Raw genomic sequence first — 18,108 nt, 5'->3', positions numbered from 1 at the left:
ATTAAAAGGACTTAAAATTTAATTATCAAGAAATAATACAATACATTTGTAGAGTAAACTTTAGGAGTAGCTATTAAATTAGTTTGAGAAAAATCCTTAGAACCTGATTTGGTTAATACCAACGTAGGAAAAAGTTGCTTAGATTTAGTTATCCATAACTAGCTCTCTTTGGTTTACAGTAAATATTTATAAAATATGATTACTATAAAAGTAAACCAAGAAAATCATCAATTTTCAGAAAATTTAGCGGTTGCACAATTAATTCGTTTTTTAGAAATAAAAACGAACGGAATTGCTGTTGCTATAAATGGCAGCGTCGTTAAAAAAAGAGATTGGTCTTTGCGGTTACTTCAAAATAGTGATGAAGTTTTAATTATTAAATCCACTCAAGGAGGTTAGTAATTAGACTATTAAAAAACGAACTATTTAATTGATCTAACTAAAATTTATGAAGAGCAAAGACACCGCACCGAAACAAGACGGAATTACAAGACATCCGTTTCCTAATTCTACAAAAGTATATGTAGCAGGTAAAATCCATCCACAGATTAAGGTAGCAATGCGAGAAATCGCATTGAGTGACACGACAGATTCAATGACGAAAAAGAAAACGCCAAACGAACCTGTTACTGTCTATGATACTTCTGGCCCTTACACAGATCCAAACAAAGAAATTAATATTCATGCAGGTATAGAAAGAATTCGTGAACAATGGATTTTAGATAGAAGAAATGTAGAGCAATTAGATGCTTTTTCTTCGGATTATTGCAACGAGCGTTTAAACGATAAAAGTTTAGACCATATGCGTTTTGCCTTATTAAAGAAACCTTTAAGAGCAAAAAAAGGACAAAATGTTACCCAATTGCATTATGCAAAACAGGGTATGATTACGCCAGAAATGGAATACATAGCCATTCGAGAAAATCAACGAATCGATGAAATGACAGAGATTAGAAAGCAGCACAAAGGCGAGCACTTTGGCGCTTCTATTCCAGATAAAATTACACCAGAATTTGTACGTAGCGAAGTAGCAAGAGGACGTGCTGTAATTCCATCAAATATCAATCATCCAGAAGCAGAACCTATGATTTTAGGGAGAAACTTCTTAGTAAAAATTAACGCAAACATTGGTAATTCTGCCGTAACATCTTCGATAGAAGAAGAAGTGGAAAAAGCAGTTTGGGCGTGTCGTTGGGGAGCAGATAATATTATGGATTTATCTACCGGAGAAAATATTCACGAAACGCGTGAGTGGATTGTTCGTAATTCTCCTGTGCCAATTGGTACCGTGCCAATTTACCAAGCTTTAGAAAAGGTAAACGGAGTTGCAGAAGACTTAACGTGGGAGATTTTTAAAGACACTTTAATAGAACAAGCTGAGCAAGGTGTCGATTATTTTACCATTCATGCAGGTGTTTTATTGCGTTATGTGCCAATGACCGCAAAACGTGTTACTGGTATTGTGTCTCGTGGTGGTTCTATCATGGCAAAATGGTGTTTGGCTCATCATAAAGAGAGCTTTTTATATACACATTTCGAAGATATTTGTGAGATTTTAAAACAATACGATGTTGCTTTTTCTTTAGGAGATGGTTTACGTCCGGGGTCTGTTGCCGATGCAAATGACGAAGCTCAGTTTGCTGAGTTAGAAACTTTGGGCGAGTTAACTCAGATTGCTCGTAAGCACGAAGTTCAGTGTTTTATAGAAGGACCAGGACACGTGCCAATGCACATGATTAAAGAAAATATGGAGAAGCAAATTGATGTTTGCGACGAAGCTCCTTTTTACACTTTAGGACCTTTAACTACAGATATTGCTCCAGGTTACGATCACATTACATCCGGAATCGGAGCAGCTATGATTGGTTGGTTTGGTTGCGCTATGTTGTGTTACGTTACACCAAAAGAACACCTAGGTTTACCTAATAAAGAAGACGTTCGGGTTGGTGTGGTTACTTATAAATTAGCTGCCCACGCTGCCGATTTAGCTAAAGGACATCCAGGTTCTCAGCACCGAGATAATGCGTTGAGTATGGCGCGTTTTGAGTTCCGTTGGAATGATCAATTCAATTTAGGACTCGATCCTGAGCGTGCTTTAGAATATCACGATGAAACCTTGCCTGCTGATGGAGCAAAGGTTGCGCATTTCTGTTCAATGTGCGGACCGAAATTCTGTTCTATGAAAATTTCTCAGGAAGTTAGAGATTTTGCAGCCGAAAACGACATTGTAAATAACGAGGTAATTGCAAAAGGTTTCGAAGAAAAATCGAAAGAATTTAAAGAAAAAGGGTCGGAAGTGTATTTGTAAAATAATTGGGGAGTTCCCACGCTAAAAAAAGCGTGGGCGGGCTTTCCGTTATATCTTTTGCTGGTTCTCGATACAAATTTATTCCGTTACACTGCATAAATTCACTCGAACTGACAGCAAAAGGATGCCACTGCAATCCCTAACTCAAAATAACATATTACTATGATAATTCTTATAGCACCAGAAAAAGATATTCCAAACGAAATAGAAATCCTAAATCAATTATTTGAAGAAGGTTTAATGTTTTATCATTTTAGAAAACCAGATAAAAATTACGAAGAACACGTTGTTTATTTAAACCAGATAGATAAAGAATTTCACAATAGAATTGTAGTGCATTATCATCATGAATTGATAAACGAGTTCAATTTAAAAGGAATCCATTTTCAGGAACAAAAAAGAATAGATCATATCGATGATCCAAGTGAATATTTTAAAAATCTAAACTTATATGGTAAAACAATTAGTTCTTCTTTTCATGAACCGAAAGTTTTAAAAGATTGTTATTTCGAATTCGATTATCATTTATTGAGTCCTGTTTTTTCTTCTATTTCTAAAGAAGGATATGAAGGCAAAGGTTTTGATGTAAATCATATCAATAAAACCATTATTGGAATGGGCGGAATTAATACAGAAACCATAGCGCAAACTATAGAATTAGGTTTTAAAGGAATTGGTGTTTTAGGTGGCGTTTGGAATGCCGAAAACCCGGTTGAGAGTTTTATCAATATAAAACGTGCTTATCAAGTATGTACAGCAAACTAATGATTTCTGTTTGTCTGTTCGAAGGTAGTCAAGAATTATAAAGAAAACTCCTGTCAGTTCGAGTGTTTTTATGAAGTGGTAACGGAATAAAAATGTATCGAGAACATGTTTGCAATAAACGAAATTATTTAAGAACTAAAGCGAAATAAAAATTTGAATCAAAAAAACTACATACTAACAATAGCAGGTTTAGATCCGTCGAGTGGAGCGGGAATTACATCAGATATGAAGACATTTGAAGCACATAATCTATACGGATTATCTGTGTGTACTGCTGTTACGGTTCAGAATGATATTGAATTTACAGATTGTGTTTGGATCAAGAAAAAAGTAATATTAAGTCAAGTACAACAACTATTTAAACGCTTTTCAATTCCTGTTGTAAAAATCGGAATCATTAAATCTTGGAAAACGTTGTTAGAAGTTATTCTGACTTTGAAAAAGTTAAATCCGAATATAAAAATAGTGTTGGATCCTATTTTAAAAGCAAGTGCGGGTTTTAAATTCCACAGCATACAAGATTTAGAGACTTTTGAAAAAGTATTAGAAAATTGTGATTTTATCACGCCAAATTATGATGAAATAAAAGCATTATTTCCAGATAAAAGTATAGAACAAACCATTGAGTTTATCGCAGAAAGAACAAATATCTACTTAAAAGGCGGACATAGAACGGATAAAAAAGGTTGGGACGAAGTGTATTACAGTAAAATTGTAAAACTGAATATTCCGCCAATCACCACAAAACCCATTTATGAAAAACACGGAAGTGGTTGTGTTTTATCATCCGCTTTAGCGGCAAATTTAGTAAAAGAGATTCCTTTAGAAGACGCTTGTAGAAATACAAAATTGTATACAGAACAGTTTTTAATTTCTAATGAATCTTTATTAGGAACGCATAATTATCAAAACGAATGATAAGTAAATTACAATATATATCACAAGGAAAAACGCCAGAACAACATTTAGAAAACATACAAAAAGCATGTGTAGCAGGAGCAGAATGGGTGCAATTACGTTTAAAAAATTTTGATGCTGAAATTATTTTAGAAACCGCTAATAAAGCAAGAGAAATAACAAATAGTTTTAAAGCTAAACTTATTATAAACGATCACTACAAAATTGCGAAATCTGTAAAAGCAGACGGAGTACATTTAGGAAAGAATGATGAATGTCCGTTAGTGGTTCGTGCGTATTTAGGAGTTTCTTTTATAATTGGGGGAACTGCAAATACAGCTGAAGATTGTAACAGTTTACTTGACAAAAAAGTAGATTATATTGGTTTGGGACCTTACCAGTTTACAGAAACAAAAAAGAATTTAAGTCCGGTTTTAGGTGTTTTAGGCTACAGAAAAATATTAGAAGAACTACAAACCGAAACTCTAATTATTGCAATAGGCGGAATTACATTAAAAGATGTTCCTGAAATAATAAACACAGGAATTTACGGAATCGCAGTTTCTGGAGAAATAACAAAAGAAGTTAGCAGTATTGCTGAATTTCAAGAAATTTTAAATTGAGAAAGAGAGATATCAACTAGAGCAAGGTTTATAGGTTAGGAATTTTATAAAATGAACTGGGTTTAAACTTTGCTCGACGTGATGTCAAATCAAAAAAAACATAAAATGAGTCAAAAATTAAAAATAGCAGACAAAGAATTTACCTCTCGTTTATTTACAGGAACAGGGAAGTTTAGTTCATCTCACTTAATGAAAGAAGCTTTATTGGCCTCCGAAAGTGAGTTGATAACAGTGGCTTTAAAAAGAGTAGATGTTGCGAATGAGGAAGATGATATTTTATCGCATTTGAATCATAATCATATTAATTTATTGCCAAATACTTCTGGAGTAAGAACAGCCAAAGAAGCTGTTTTTGCGGCCGAATTATCTAGAGAAGCTTTAGAAACCAATTGGGTAAAATTAGAAATTCATCCAGATCCAAGATATTTATTACCAGACCCAATAGAAACTTTAAAAGCGGCAGAAGAATTAGTGAAATTAGGTTTTGTAGTGATGCCATATATTCATGCAGACCCAGTTTTGTGTAAGCGTTTAGAAGAGGTTGGCGTGCAATGTGTAATGCCATTAGGAGCACCAATAGGAAGTAACAAAGGTTTAAAAACGGTAGATTTTTTGGAAATTATTATTGAGCAATCTAACGTGCCGGTAATTGTAGATGCGGGTATTGGAGCGCCGTCTCACGCAGCGTATGCGATGGAATTAGGCGCAGATGCTGTTTTGGTAAATACAGCGATTGCAGTTTCTCAAACCCCAGTTGCGATGGCAAAAGCATTTAAAATGGCAGTGGAAGCAGGTAGAATGGCATACGAAGCAAAGTTAGCTCCGAGAAGCGAAATGGCCATTGCAAGTAGTCCGTTAACGAGTTTTTTAAGTTAGAATATGAGTCATTTTAAAGAACTTTTCGATACTTATAATTGGGATTTTAGCCTAAAAAGTATTTTCGATAAAACAGCTGTTGAGGTAGAACAAGCGTTGGTAAAAGATAAGCTAGATTTAGAAGATTTTAAAGCCTTAATTTCTCCTGCTGCAAAACCATTTTTAGAAGAAATGGCGCATAAAAGTCAGTTATTGACTAAGAAGCGTTTTGGAAATACGATGCAAATGTACGTGCCCATGTATTTGAGTAACGAATGTCAGAATATTTGTACTTATTGTGGATTTAGCATGACGAATAAAATACCAAGACGGACGTTAACCGATGCAGAAATTTTAAAGGAAGTCGCTTTTTTAAAAGCCAAAGGCTACGATCATATTTTGTTGGTAACAGGAGAAGCAAATAAAACGGTAGGGGTAGCATATATTAAGAATGCCATTCAATTAATCCGTTCTCAGTTTTCGAATATTACGATTGAAGTGCAGCCTTTAGATCAAGATGAATATGAATTATTGGTAGAAAACGGATTGTATGCGGTGTTGGTGTATCAAGAAACATATCATAGAGACGAGTACAAGAAACATCATCCGAAGGGGAAAAAATCTAATTTCGATTATCGATTAGATACGCCAGATCGATTAGGAAAAGCAGGAATTCATAAAATTGGTTTGGGTGCTTTATTCGGATTAGAAGATTGGCGTGCTGATAGTTTTTTTACCGCTTTGCATTTAAAATATTTACAGAAAACGTATTGGAAGACAAAATACTCGATCTCTTTTCCAAGATTACGCCCACATTCTGGCGGATTAGAGCCAAAAGTAGAAATGACAGATTCGGACTTGGTACAACTTATTTGTGCATTTCGTTTGTTTGACGAAGACATAGAATTATCAATGTCTACCAGAGAAAGTGAAATTTTTAGAAATCATATTGTCAATTTAGGAATTACTTCTATTAGTGCAGAATCTAAAACAAATCCTGGAGGGTATTCGGTAGCACCACAATCTTTAGAACAGTTTGAAATTTCTGATGAAAGAAGTACTGCTGAGGTGGTACAAATGCTAAAAAATCAAGATTTAGAAGTGGTTTGGAAAGATTGGGAACATTTTAGGTAATCATTTATCAGTGATCAATTATCGGTGATCAATTATCATTTAATAATTACGAGTTTCAAATTATGAAGTTTACGTTTTAACTTAGTTTTATCATGCTTACATCAGAAGAAAAAAAACAATACAATCGACATTTAATTCTAGATAAAATAGGAGAAGAAGGGCAGTTAAAATTGAAACAAGCCAAAGTTTTGGTTATTGGAGCTGGTGGATTAGGTTGCCCTGTTTTACAATATTTAACCGCTGCAGGAGTTGGAACGATTGGTGTTATTGATGACGATGTGGTAGATCAAAGTAATTTGCAACGTCAGATTTTATATACAATGGATGATATTGGTTTGTCTAAATCTAAAACTGCAGCAGAACGATTGACAAGGTTAAATCCGTTTGTGAATTTTGATGTTTATAATGAAAAATTAACCCAAGAAAATGCCCTTTCATTATTCAATAATTATGATATTATTGTAGATGGAAGCGATAATTTTTCGACGCGTTATTTAGTGAATGATGCGTCTGTAATTACGAACAAACCTTTGGTTTACGGATCTATATTTAAGTTTGAAGGTCAGGTGAGTGTTTTTAACTATCAAGGAAGCGGAACGTATCGATGTTTGTATCCAACGCCACCAAAACCAGATGAATCTCCAAATTGTTCAGAAATTGGCGTTTTAGGTGTGTTACCCGGAATTATAGGAAGTTTACAAGCCAATGAAACGATTAAAATTATTTGTGGAATAGGAGCGGTGCTTTTCAATAAATTATTGATTTATGATTCTTTACAAATGAATCAAACAATCTTAAATTTTGAAAAAGACACTACTTTAGAAATTACTGTTTTAGAAAATGATTATGATTTTTTCTGTGGAATTCTATCCAAAGAAGAAATTACTTTAGAAGAACTCAATAAAAATAAAGAGAAATATAATTTATTAGATGTTCGAGAAAATTATGAGAGAGAAGAATATCATATTGGAGGACAACATATTCCTTTGGGTGACCTGAAAAACCGTTTAGATGAGGTGTGTATACATAAAGAATTAGTAGTGTATTGTAAGTCTGGAGTAAGAAGTGGAAAAGCAATTGAGGTTTTGCTAAAATCGAATTTAAAGACTAAAATTTTAAACTTAAAAGGAGGTTGTATTTAATTATTTTTTATCCTGAGATACCTTTTTAAGGATAAGATAGTTAAAGTTTTTTATATAGAATACAATTTTTAATCAAAAAAGATTACTTTTGCAGCAAAATTAGAATAAATAAATGCAGCCAATTAGAAATATCGCTATTATAGCCCATGTCGATCACGGTAAGACAACGTTAGTAGATAAAATTATAGATCAAGCTAAAATCTTAGATGATCGTAAAGAACGTACAGATTTATTGTTAGATAATAATGATTTAGAACGTGAAAGAGGAATTACTATTCTTTCTAAAAACGTATCTGTTCAATATAAAAACACAAAAATTAACGTAATTGATACTCCTGGTCACGCCGATTTTGGTGGAGAAGTAGAGCGTGTATTAAAAATGGCTGATGGTGTTTTATTATTAGTTGATGCATTTGAAGGGCCAATGCCACAAACTCGTTTTGTATTAGGAAAAGCCTTAGCATTAGGATTAACTCCTATTGTAGTTGTAAATAAAGTTGATAAAGAAAACTGTACTCCTGACATCGTTCATGAAAAAGTTTTTGATTTAATGTTTGCTTTAGAAGCTACAGAAGAGCAATTAGACTTTACTACAATTTATGGTTCTGCAAAGAACAACTGGATGTCTACAGATTGGCAAAACCAAACTACTGATATCGTTCCTTTATTAGATGCTGTTTTAGAATCTATCCCAGCAACTAAATACAATGAAGGTACAGCACAAATGCAAATTACTTCTTTAGATTTTTCTAAATTTACAGGAAGAATTGCTATTGGACGTGTTTTTAGAGGAGACTTAGAAGTAGGTAAAGAATACAGTTTATGTAAAGCTGATGGTACTACTAAAAAAGTAAGAATTAAAGAATTACACGTATTCGAAGGAATGGGTAAAGTTCAAGTAGAAAAAGTACCTTGTGGAGATATCTGTGCAATTACTGGTATTGATGGATTTGAAATTGGTGATACAATTGCAGATTTAGAAAACCCAGAAGCATTACCTAGAACAGAAATTGACCAACCTACAATGAGTATGTTGTTTACAATTAACAACTCTCCTTTCTTTGGTAAAGAAGGTAAATTTGTAACATCTCGTCACATTAGAGATCGTCTGTTTAAAGAATTAGAAAAAAACTTAGCATTAAAAGTTGAAACTACTGATAGTGAAGATAAATTTAACGTTTTTGGACGTGGAGTTTTACACTTATCTGTTTTAATTGAAACAATGCGTAGAGAAGGATATGAATTACAAGTGGGAAGACCACAAGTGATTATTAAAATGATTGATGGTAAGAAACATGAGCCAATGGAAACATTGTCTATTGATGTACCAGAAGACATGGCTTCTAAAGCAATTAACTTAGTATCTCTTAGAAAAGGAGATATGTTAGTTATGGAACCAAAAGGAGATTTACAACACTTAGAGTTTTCTATTCCTTCTAGAGGATTAATTGGTTTAAGAAACAAAATTTTAACTGCAACTGGTGGTACTGCTATCATTAACCACAGATTTAGTGAATATGGTCCTTATAAAGGAGACTTTACTGAAGAAGTAAAAGGAGCAATTGTTTCTTCTGCTGCTGGTAAAGCAACTGCATATGCATTAAACCGTTTACAAGATAGAGGAGTTTTCTTTATTGATGTAAACCAAGAAATCTATGTTGGTCAAGTAATTGGAGAGAACAGTAAGTCTGATGAAATGGCTGTTAACTTAATTAAAGGTAAGCAATTAACAAACATGCGTAAATCTGGTACAGATGAAGCTATGAAAATTGCACCTAAAGTAGATTTTTCTTTAGAGGAAAACATGGAATACATTAAAGCAGATGAGTACTTAGAAGTAACTCCAGAAAGCTTACGTATGCGTAAAATTGTTTTTAAAGGATAATATTTTTTTTCATTCTGATATAGAATGGATCTTTATAAATTTAAAAAGCTCAAGTTTTAAACTTGAGCTTTTTTTTTATGGAATTTAGTTGCTTTTAAATTAAAATCAGAAAAATAAAGTAGCAAAAAAATAAGTACTAAATCTTTTAATTTTTCGTAGTTTTCCATACTTTAAAAAAATAAAATGTTATATATAATTGCCATTGCGATACTTCTTATCGTTTTTATTGTAAGCATAAAGTCTAAGCGAAAAAAGAGTACAGTTTCTTTAGAAAAACTTGTTGTTCCAGAGCATTGGCATCCATTATTATTAAAACATATTCTATTTTATGAAAAATTAAATGTTGGTGAACAAGAAGTGTTTCGTACTAAAATGGCTTCCTTTTTAAAGGAAACTAATATTGAAGCCATTCATTTTGAGTTAGAAGAATTAGATACTTTGTTGATTGCTGCGAGTGCTGTAATTCCTGTTTTTAGATTTCCAAATTGGAAGTATACCAACTTATCTACCGTATTAATTTATCCAGATTATTTTGATGATGATTTGCAATTTGATTCTCAAATAGAAGGAAGAACTATTGGTGGTTTGGTTGGCACGGGAAGATTCGAGAAGCAAATGATTTTATCTAGAAAAGCGTTACACCTTGGTTTTAGCAACAAAACCGATAAAGGCAATACAGCAATTCACGAATTTATTCATCTTTTAGACAAGGCAGATGGAGTGGTAGATGGTATTCCGTCAGTTTTGTTAAACAAGCAGTATATCATACCTTGGTTACAACTAGTGCATAAAGAAATGGAGGCGATTAATAATAATAACTCTGATATTAGAAGTTATGGAGGAACGTCTGAAATTGAATTTCTAGCAGTTGCTGGAGAATATTTCTTTGAAAGACCAAAGTTGTTTCAGAGAAAACATCCAGAATTATATAACATGTTAGCACTATGTTTTAGCAAGTAATTCTACAATTAATAATTTCTTATTTATATTTTTGCAGCATGAGCGATTTTAAAGTTTTTTTTGAAAGATTACAAGAAAGTTTAACAAAAGATGAATTTGTAAAGCTTACATTAAGCAAACCGATGCGAAAAAGTGAAGGACTGTTAAATGTATATGTCCGTTTATTTAAAGTGGATGGTAAAGATATTTTTGAATTAAAATATCGTTTTGCAGAAGAGAATGAATTTAAACAATTTTCTTTTGAATCACTGACTGTAGAATTAGAAAAATTACTTTTAGAAACTTTTAGAACAGCTTGTTTATTTACGTTAAGTGAAGATTTAATAGTGCTTGTTTCTAAAAAGAAATTAGTTTCTTACAGAGACAATGCGCCAAGTTTTAAAAATAAATTACCAGAAATCCCAATGCAATCATAAAAAAGATATTTTACTAAAAAAGCTCAAGATTTATGTCTAGAGCTTTTTTTAGTATCGTTTTTTAAAAGATGCTTTTATTTAATAAATTGATTTTTTATATTTTTCACATCCTTTTCTGAAACCTTTTTTGCCGTTTTTTTTATTTTACTTATAAATTGGTTTACTTCTTCCTTACTTGCTGGTCCTCCTAGATTGTCTCCATTAGCATCAAAAGAATCTGCAAGTACGTTTAAATTTGAATCTAAGATTAACCAAAACGGTAAGCCTGCTTCATCTCCTTTATATTTTTTTAATAATTCTCTAGAACCCGGATTTTCTAATTTTTCTTTTCCTTTAGATTCATTTACTACAACAGGTACAATTACATAATTATCTTCAAAAAATGCTTTTGTGCTTTCAGCTTTCATGTCTTTTGTCATTTTACGGCACCACCCACACCAAGAAGCTTCAAATTTTATAAAAATAGCTTTATTTTCTTTTTTGGCCTTTGTTTGTGCATTTTCTAACAAATTAGTAGTTGTTTCTTGTGCTGAAATTGTTGAGGTAAAAGAAATTGTTCCGAGGATTAATAGTACTAAAACTTTATTTTTCATAAACTATTTTTAAATTATTATCAAAAGTAAAAAAATAATATTTTGTGATGTAGTAAGAAATCATAAACTTTAAATTAGAAGATGTATATTTTGTATGTAGTTTTATCGAAAACATACTTTATTTTCTAAGAACGTAAGATTTTACCATACATTTTAGTTAAATTCACGAGTATAAAGTTAGAACTCTAACGTGTTTAAAATTAAATAAATAGAATTTTAAAATTAGTAAAAATTATATTTTAAAAAGCATTATTGCTATTACTATAGTTTACCTTTGTCGAAAAATTGTTAGACAAATTTGTGTAACAGAATTAAGAAATATATCTAAGTTATGAATGCAACATTCACAGAAGCTAGTTTTCAAAATATAGTAAACGTAGCTAATAAATACGGAGTAAGTACAAATACTGTTACTGATTTAACATTTTGTTTGATGAATAGCAATGGTACAATGGCACAGTTTAATATCGCTGAGTTAGGTGGTGGAGGACAGTGGATGCAAGGTGGTATGACTATGGTTGGTGATATGTTTAATAATAACCTTAAATATTTGGTAGACGGACTTTGTGTAGATTTATCTAACTTAATTCACCAAGGAGCAATACAGTACAAACCGTTGCCAAAAGTTAAGAATCCACAAGGAGGTTATTCTAGTGATTGGTGGGGAGATTTAGGTTTTCCTAATTCTACAGGAAGCCAAAATAATACAAGTTATGCTATTTTTAATAATATACATCGTTTAGCAATTCAAGAAAATGGTAACGTAACTATTTTTGATACGTTAGACCATAATATTGGTGGAGTAGGACAGCAACAAAGTGGTAATTATTCGGTTTCTTTTACGAGTCAATATGGGAATGTAGATTTAAATACTTTACCTATTATTTCTGGAGGAAATAAGCAAGCACCAGCGCCTATTCAAAATAATGAAATACAAAATAATGTTATAGAAACGCCAGTTGCACCTATTATAGAAGCTCCAATGCAGCCTGTTAACAATAATAACTACAACAATAATAATAGTGCTTTTGAAGAAGATATTTTTGGTAAAATAGAAAAATTAGCAGGTTTAAAAGACAAAGGAATTCTTTCTGTTGAAGAATTTGAGAATAAGAAAGTAGATTTATTAAATAGATTGTAATAAGTTCAATCTGCGATTACAGAAAATGAATTAATCTTATAAAAAAAGCTCAAGTATTCAACTTGAGCTTTTTTTTATAGATATTTTGTCATTCCGAGTGAGTTTACGACGAGGAATCTTTTTTTACCTAAATAATATCAACCTTACTACCCTTTACGGTATCGCTCGTTTTAACGATTGATCATTTAGGAATCAAATTGGTTGGGTACTCGTTAAAAACGAGCACTAGCGCATGAGTGTTAAACCTTGTCATACTGAACTTGTTTCAGTATCTCAACTTATTGATGTTGAATTTTCATAAGAATCTGAAATAAATTCAGATTGACAAAAAACTTCCTTTTTAGACAGCCTTTCTTTGTTTTTATTTGTTTGTTATCGCTCACTTTTAACTAGTGATTATCTTCCGCTATAAATTTGTCATTCCGAGTGAGTTTACGACGAGGAATCTTATCATATAAATGAATCTGTTTTTCTAAATAATATTAACTTTACTAACACCATTGCTTTTCTTTGTAATCTGAATTTGAGTCGGAATACGTTCTTTTAAATTTTCTACGTGCGAGATAATTCCGATCATTTTACCTTGAGATTGCAGCGTTTCTAAGGTAGAAATAACAGTTTCTAAAGTATTGCTATCTAAAGTTCCGAATCCTTCATCAATAAAAAGGGAATCTATTTTTACGTTTTTACTTGCTAAATCAGACAATCCTAAAGCCAAAGCCAAACTAATAATAAATTTTTCTCCACCACTAGAAGTATCTACCAATCTCGCTTGATCTGTTTGATAATGGTCTATCAAATTAAAATTAAGCTCTTCTTTGGGTTTGTAAGAATCTTCCATTTTTAAAGAATAACGCTTGTTTAATTGATACAAATGCACATTGGCAAGATCTAACAAATGTTTTAATGTTAAGCGTTGCACGTAGACGTTAAATGCATCTTTAGAGTTTCCTATAATTTTAAAAAGTTCTTTCCAAACTTTACAAATTTTATCTTGAGCGTCTATTTTTTTATAGGTTTCTTGGTTTCTATCTTTTATTTCTTTGTCCTTTCTAAAGGCTTCAACAATTTTACCTTTTGCAGTTAACAACGCATCTTTTTTAGTCTTTAAATCTGCTAAAATTTGTTTGCTTTCAGATTCGGAAGTTTCAAAATTTTTGGTTTCATGCAATAATTTTAGATCCTTAGCATGTTCATCTTTTAAGGTCTTTATTTTAAGTTGATTTTCCTTAATACGTTCTCTATTGTCTTTGTATTTATGAGCTATTTCTTCGGAAAGTAATGCTGTTTCAATATTTTCTTTTGATGTAAAATCACTGTCTTTTAATTTAGCATTGAGTGTAGTTGTAAAGTCAGCTTTTTTAATTGATAAACTTTTTAAATCAGCTGTAATATTTACCTGTAAAGTTTCTTGTTTTGTTTTAGTATTGAGTAAGTTTTGTAAGGATTCATTACTCAACTTTGCTTTTTCTACAAAGGTGTTTTTTGTTTTTTGTAGCAGGTTTCTTTTACTTTCTACCGAAGTCTTAATTGGTAAAATTGCAATTCTTTGGGTTGTTAATTTCTGCTGTTTTGAAGTTGAATCTTTAATTGTTTCAGTAAAAATCACTCTGTTTTTAGCATGATTTTCTAACAGCTCTTTAAGGTTTTCTTTTTTTGTATTTAGAATCTTACTTTCAGATTTTAATGCGTCTAAACTTCTTTCTGTTTTATTAAAAAGAGCAATTTTTTCGTCTATTTCTTTTAAAAACAAATTGATTTCCGAAAGAGCAGGAAGTTGATATGAATATTTAGTAAGTTTTACGTTTAAACTATTCTCTAGGTTTGTGCAAAGCGTATTTAGTTCTAAAATCGATTTTTCTTCTTGAAGAATGACTTCTTTTGCATTTTTATTTTTTTCTTCTAAGGTAGCAATTGTCGTTTTTAATAGATGGATTTCTTCATTTTGTTTTTGAATATCTTTAGAGAATTTGTCTTTATCTACCTGTAATTGTTGAGCGTTTTTTAAACTAGTGTTTATTTCAGCTAACTTATTTTTAAGGGAAAGTAATTCAGATTCAACTTTATAAAAATCAGTTAATTCACAAACAATTGATAACTCATTTACCTTCGATTTTATTGAAGATAATTCGGTTGATTTCCCTTTAATCTGTTCTTGGAAATTTTCGATACGAGTTTGTATTGCCGTTTTTTTAGTATCAAAAAGCGATTTTTCTTCGTTTAACTTTTTTAAATCTTCCTTTCTCTTGATTAATTCTATTTCAGATTCCGATACATTTATTAAGGGTAAATGTTCTGTATATGGGTGTTCTTTTGAACCACACAAACTACAAGGATCTCCTTTTATAAGACGATTTCGATCCTCTTTATATTTGGCAACACTTCGTTCTAAATCTAAAATTTTAGTAGCATCATTAACTAATTTTTCCTGATTGTCAAGCACTTTTTGTAAAGCGACTATTTTATCAGTAATTTCTTTTAGATCGTTTGTATATTTTTTCTCATCTCTTTCTAAATCAGTTTTTTCTTTTGTGATTTTTTGATGTTGTTCTGCAAAAACTTTAAACTGTTTCCAGTTATTTTCAGACTGATTGTATTTTTCTTTTAACGCTAATAAATCACTTAATGAATTTTTTTCTAGGTCTTTGTTTAGAGATGTGATTTTTTCTTCAATTACTTTTATAGCAGCTGATTTCTCTTGAAGAATACCTTTGTTTTGTTTTAAACTTTCAGTTGTTTTTGTAATCTCTATTTTCTTGTTATCAACTAATAAAGCACTTTTTACAATCGTTTCTTTATTCGTTTTTAAAGTTGATAAATCGGTTCTCCAATCTGTTATTTCTAAGGCAACTGATCTTAAAAATTCATTTTGTTTTATAAAGCTTTCTTTTGCTTTAATTTGATTTGTAGTCTCATCAAAACTGTTGACTAATTTACTATTGTCTTCGGAAGCCTTTTTTATTTCTAACTCAAGTTTAGCTAAGTTATCAGAAGCTTTTTCTTTTACAGTAAGTTCGTTTTTTAAAGCAGCGTCTAAATTTGTAATCGTATCAAACTTTGGTAACCATTCAGCAAATTCTTTTTCAGCGAGTTCTACATTTTTAGTGTCTGTCTTGGTTTGCTTTTCTAAAAGAAGTATTTGAGGTTTTAACTCTGTTAGTGTTTTTTCAATTTCTTTAAGTTGATTTTCTTTTAAAACAGTTTCTTTTGCTGTTCTATTCAAATCTGTTATCAACTCTTTAAAAGGCAATGCTTTTTCATGTAAAGCCAATTGATCTAATGCTACTTTGTGTTTCTCTACAAAAGATTGAACACTTTTAGATTTCTCTTCATGTTCTTCTCCTTCTTTTGTTAATTTTATAAAACCAACATACCAATCTACAATTTTTTGAGAAGACTTTATCGCAGTTTCCGTAAGTTTAATATCAGCATCTAACGTTTTGTCTTCAGTAATTAAATTCGCTTTAGCTTCTTCATTTAAAATATCATCAGCATTTATTTTGGCTTCAATTTCTCTTAGTTTTTTTTCTTCTTCAGATTTTCGATCTAAAATTCCTTGACCAATTTTTTTATAAATCTGTTCGCCAGTAATTTGTTCTAATAACTTTCCTTTTTCAGGACCTTTTGCGGTTAAAAATGAAGCAAATTCACCTTGCGCCAACATTACAGATCGTAAAAACTGATTATAATCTAATTGAGTAGCATTCACTACTTCGGTAATTAAATTTCGTTTTTGAGTCGCTAAAATGGTGTCTGAAGTTAAGTTTTTTAAACTGACTTCTTCCTTCGGGTTTTTATATGCTTTTCCTTTTTTATCAGCAATTCTAATTCCCCAGAAAGCCTCGTAAATGGTGGTGTCGTTTTTAAAAGTTACTCTACTAAAAGCATCATGTGCACCATGACTTACAACATCTAACAAAGTACCTTTAGATCCGTTAAAACGTGGAACGTTGTGATACAGAGCAATGGTTATTGCATCTAAAATAGTGGTTTTTCCTGCCCCTGTAGAACCAGTAATTGCATACAAACCAACATCTCTAAATTGTTCGTTTTCAAAATCGATAACAATTGGAGTGTCCGATTTTAAGGAATTTATGTTTTGTAATTCTATCTTTAAAATTTTCATAGAGAAGCTGCCTTATTGTTTTTTAACAGATTGTAATATTTCATTAAAAGCATCCCAAACTTCGGGTCTTTGTTCCAAGTCATAATCCATTTCTTCGCATTTCAATTTAAAAACCTCTGTAGGTAATAATTCTTTAATTGATTTTGTGTTTTCTAGCAACTCTTCAATTCCTTTAACTTTTCGTTGATTTTTCAATCCTATTTTTAAGATTTCAAAAGGATATTGTGCTGCTTCAGATTTTAAATCGTCAGTATTTACCGTATGATCTTCCTTTAAAGCAATTTCTACCCAAGGTGTTAATTCATAAGAATTAGAAGTCAAACTAGAAAATTTAGAAATACATTCTTGCAAACTACCTGTAAGCTTGTAAAATTCTCTAAATTTCGGAATTACATCATCTTTAATGTCAGTAATTTTGTTGTTTTCTATAGATAAAATAATCACTTTTTTATCGTAATTAATTTCGCTGAAACTTAAGATATTAGGAGAACCAGAATAACGGACTTTGTCGTTTCCGCCAATTATTTGAGGTCTGTGTAAATGACCTAAAGCCACATAATCAAAATAGGTAGGAAAATCTTCTGCACCAATATGCCCTAAAGTTCCTACATAAATATTTTGTTCACTATCAGAAATCGTTCCGCCAGTGGCAAACAAATGTCCCATGGCAATTACGGGAGCATTATTTGTATTTATAAGCTTGCATTGGTCTGCGGCAGAAACATAATGGTTTATTAAAGCAGTTTTGTATTTATCGGTTAATTCATCAAAAGTTTCACCGGCAACTGCACGTCTAATATCACCATCACGCAAATAAGGAACCGCAGCAATAATTACTTTTTGGTTGTTTATTTCAATTTCGAAAACTTCATCTTTAATGTCTTCGGTTGCTTTACCAACCACTTTTATAGACAAAGCACCTAAGATGTGTTTTGGTGCATTTAAAGTACCTGGAGAATCATGATTTCCGCCAGTAATAATAATCGATTTACAAGTGGTTCCGTTTAGTTTTACTAAAAAACTATAGTACATTTCTAAACTCTGGTTAGATGGAGAACCGGTATCAAAAACATCACCAGAAATTAAAAGCACATCAACCTTTTGCTCTATGATATAGGTTCCAATCCAGCTTAAAAATAAAGATTGTTCTTCAAACTGAGATTGCTCGTGCAAGCGATGTCCTAAATGCCAATCGGCAGTGTGCAGTACTTTCATTTCTTTTTCCTTTTTTTTTGAATGTCGATAATATAAGTTTTAAATCCG

The 18,108-nt window shown here is 31.5% G+C and carries 15 protein-coding genes and 1 riboswitch; of the genes, 12 read left to right on the top strand and 3 right to left on the bottom strand.

Translation table 11 applies throughout. The features are described 5' to 3' along the window. Window positions 1-52: 52 nt before the first annotated feature. Window positions 53-147, top strand: a riboswitch (TPP riboswitch). 48 nt (window positions 148-195) lie between these two features. The 11 genes from thiS to WHD08_RS03800 all read left to right on the top strand — a co-directional run bounded on the left by thiS (window position 196) and on the right by WHD08_RS03800 (window position 10,985). Beyond that, the gene (gene thiS / locus WHD08_RS03850) at window positions 196-399 is read left to right on the top strand and encodes a sulfur carrier protein ThiS (protein ID WP_208889157.1); all 204 of its coding nucleotides are present in this window, start codon (window positions 196-198) and stop codon (window positions 397-399) included. A 49-nt stretch (window positions 400-448) separates the two neighbouring features. After that, on the top strand, window positions 449-2,308 hold the full coding sequence (thiC, locus tag WHD08_RS03845) for a phosphomethylpyrimidine synthase ThiC (protein ID WP_208889158.1): 1,860 nt from the start codon (window positions 449-451) through the stop codon (window positions 2,306-2,308). 162 nt (window positions 2,309-2,470) lie between these two features. Further along, entirely contained in the window at window positions 2,471-3,073 is a 603-nt protein-coding gene (locus WHD08_RS03840) for a thiamine phosphate synthase (RefSeq protein ID WP_208889159.1), read from the top strand. Between the two features lie 153 nt (window positions 3,074-3,226). Then, a complete protein-coding gene (locus tag WHD08_RS03835; RefSeq protein WP_165733311.1) occupies window positions 3,227-3,991 on the top strand; it encodes a hydroxymethylpyrimidine/phosphomethylpyrimidine kinase in 765 nt (254 codons plus the stop codon). Then, window positions 3,988-4,593 carry a thiamine phosphate synthase gene (gene thiE / locus WHD08_RS03830; RefSeq protein WP_165733310.1) on the top strand — a complete coding sequence of 202 codons (606 nt, stop codon included), beginning with the start codon at window positions 3,988-3,990 and terminating at the stop codon, window positions 4,591-4,593. The genes WHD08_RS03835 and thiE overlap by 4 nt, the downstream gene beginning before the upstream one ends. Window positions 4,594-4,698: 105 nt before the next feature. Then, window positions 4,699-5,469, top strand: a complete 771-nt coding sequence (locus WHD08_RS03825) for a thiazole synthase (RefSeq protein ID WP_165733309.1) — start codon at window positions 4,699-4,701, stop codon at window positions 5,467-5,469. A 3-nt stretch (window positions 5,470-5,472) separates the two neighbouring features. Beyond that, a complete protein-coding gene (gene thiH / locus WHD08_RS03820; RefSeq protein ID WP_208889160.1) occupies window positions 5,473-6,582 on the top strand; it encodes a 2-iminoacetate synthase ThiH in 1,110 nt (369 codons plus the stop codon). A gap of 89 nt (window positions 6,583-6,671) precedes the next feature. After that, window positions 6,672-7,724: a molybdopterin-synthase adenylyltransferase MoeB gene (gene moeB / locus WHD08_RS03815; RefSeq protein ID WP_165733508.1), complete on the top strand. Its 1,053-nt coding sequence runs from the start codon at window positions 6,672-6,674 to the stop codon at window positions 7,722-7,724. Window positions 7,725-7,836: 112 nt separating this feature from the next. Next, on the top strand, window positions 7,837-9,609 hold the full coding sequence (gene typA, locus WHD08_RS03810; RefSeq protein WP_165733307.1) for a translational GTPase TypA: 1,773 nt from the start codon (window positions 7,837-7,839) through the stop codon (window positions 9,607-9,609). A 183-nt stretch (window positions 9,610-9,792) separates the two neighbouring features. Then, window positions 9,793-10,569, top strand: coding sequence for a zinc-dependent peptidase (locus WHD08_RS03805; RefSeq protein ID WP_208889161.1), 777 nt, complete (start codon window positions 9,793-9,795; stop codon window positions 10,567-10,569). A 38-nt stretch (window positions 10,570-10,607) separates the two neighbouring features. Further along, window positions 10,608-10,985, top strand: coding sequence for a hypothetical protein (locus tag WHD08_RS03800; RefSeq protein WP_208889162.1), 378 nt, complete (start codon window positions 10,608-10,610; stop codon window positions 10,983-10,985). Window positions 10,986-11,059: 74 nt separating this feature from the next. Here the strand turns inward: WHD08_RS03800 and WHD08_RS03795 are convergent, their stop codons facing one another. Then, entirely contained in the window at window positions 11,060-11,578 is a 519-nt protein-coding gene (locus WHD08_RS03795; RefSeq protein WP_165733304.1) for a thioredoxin family protein, read from the bottom strand. 331 nt (window positions 11,579-11,909) lie between these two features. Between WHD08_RS03795 and WHD08_RS03790 the strand changes: the two genes are divergently transcribed. Further along, window positions 11,910-12,719, top strand: a complete 810-nt coding sequence (locus WHD08_RS03790) for an SHOCT domain-containing protein (protein ID WP_208889163.1) — start codon at window positions 11,910-11,912, stop codon at window positions 12,717-12,719. A 472-nt stretch (window positions 12,720-13,191) separates the two neighbouring features. Here WHD08_RS03790 and WHD08_RS03785 read toward each other — a convergent pair whose 3' ends face one another. Both WHD08_RS03785 and WHD08_RS03780 read right to left on the bottom strand, forming a co-directional pair. Continuing rightward, window positions 13,192-16,845: an SbcC/MukB-like Walker B domain-containing protein gene (locus WHD08_RS03785; RefSeq protein WP_208889164.1), complete on the bottom strand. Its 3,654-nt coding sequence runs from the start codon at window positions 16,843-16,845 to the stop codon at window positions 13,192-13,194. Between the two features lie 12 nt (window positions 16,846-16,857). After that, a complete protein-coding gene (locus tag WHD08_RS03780) occupies window positions 16,858-18,060 on the bottom strand; it encodes an exonuclease SbcCD subunit D C-terminal domain-containing protein (RefSeq protein ID WP_208889165.1) in 1,203 nt (400 codons plus the stop codon). Window positions 18,061-18,108: the final 48 nt, after the last annotated feature.

The organism is Polaribacter sejongensis (genome assembly GCF_038024065.1).
Taxonomy (GTDB): domain Bacteria; phylum Bacteroidota; class Bacteroidia; order Flavobacteriales; family Flavobacteriaceae; genus Polaribacter; species Polaribacter sejongensis.
The sequence above is the reverse complement of the archived record's forward strand: the minus strand, read 5'-3'. Positions and strand labels throughout refer to the sequence as shown.

Excerpts from the sequence above, each read along its gene's own strand:
- thiC (WP_208889158.1), top strand. The coding sequence starts at position 449 with ATGAAGAGCAAAGACACCGCACCGAAACAAGACGGAATTACAAGACAT.
- WHD08_RS03795 (WP_165733304.1), bottom strand. The coding sequence starts at position 11,578 with ATGAAAAATAAAGTTTTAGTACTATTAATCCTCGGAACAATTTCTTTT.
- WHD08_RS03805 (WP_208889161.1), top strand. The coding sequence starts at position 9,793 with ATGTTATATATAATTGCCATTGCGATACTTCTTATCGTTTTTATTGTA.
- WHD08_RS03800 (WP_208889162.1), top strand. The coding sequence starts at position 10,608 with ATGAGCGATTTTAAAGTTTTTTTTGAAAGATTACAAGAAAGTTTAACA.
- WHD08_RS03790 (WP_208889163.1), top strand. The coding sequence starts at position 11,910 with ATGAATGCAACATTCACAGAAGCTAGTTTTCAAAATATAGTAAACGTA.
- typA (WP_165733307.1), top strand. The coding sequence starts at position 7,837 with ATGCAGCCAATTAGAAATATCGCTATTATAGCCCATGTCGATCACGGT.
- thiE (WP_165733310.1), top strand. The coding sequence starts at position 3,988 with ATGATAAGTAAATTACAATATATATCACAAGGAAAAACGCCAGAACAA.
- WHD08_RS03780 (WP_208889165.1), bottom strand. The coding sequence starts at position 18,060 with ATGAAAGTACTGCACACTGCCGATTGGCATTTAGGACATCGCTTGCAC.
- WHD08_RS03825 (WP_165733309.1), top strand. The coding sequence starts at position 4,699 with ATGAGTCAAAAATTAAAAATAGCAGACAAAGAATTTACCTCTCGTTTA.
- WHD08_RS03785 (WP_208889164.1), bottom strand. The coding sequence starts at position 16,845 with ATGAAAATTTTAAAGATAGAATTACAAAACATAAATTCCTTAAAATCG.
- WHD08_RS03840 (WP_208889159.1), top strand. The coding sequence starts at position 2,471 with ATGATAATTCTTATAGCACCAGAAAAAGATATTCCAAACGAAATAGAA.
- thiS (WP_208889157.1), top strand. The coding sequence starts at position 196 with ATGATTACTATAAAAGTAAACCAAGAAAATCATCAATTTTCAGAAAAT.
- thiH (WP_208889160.1), top strand. The coding sequence starts at position 5,473 with ATGAGTCATTTTAAAGAACTTTTCGATACTTATAATTGGGATTTTAGC.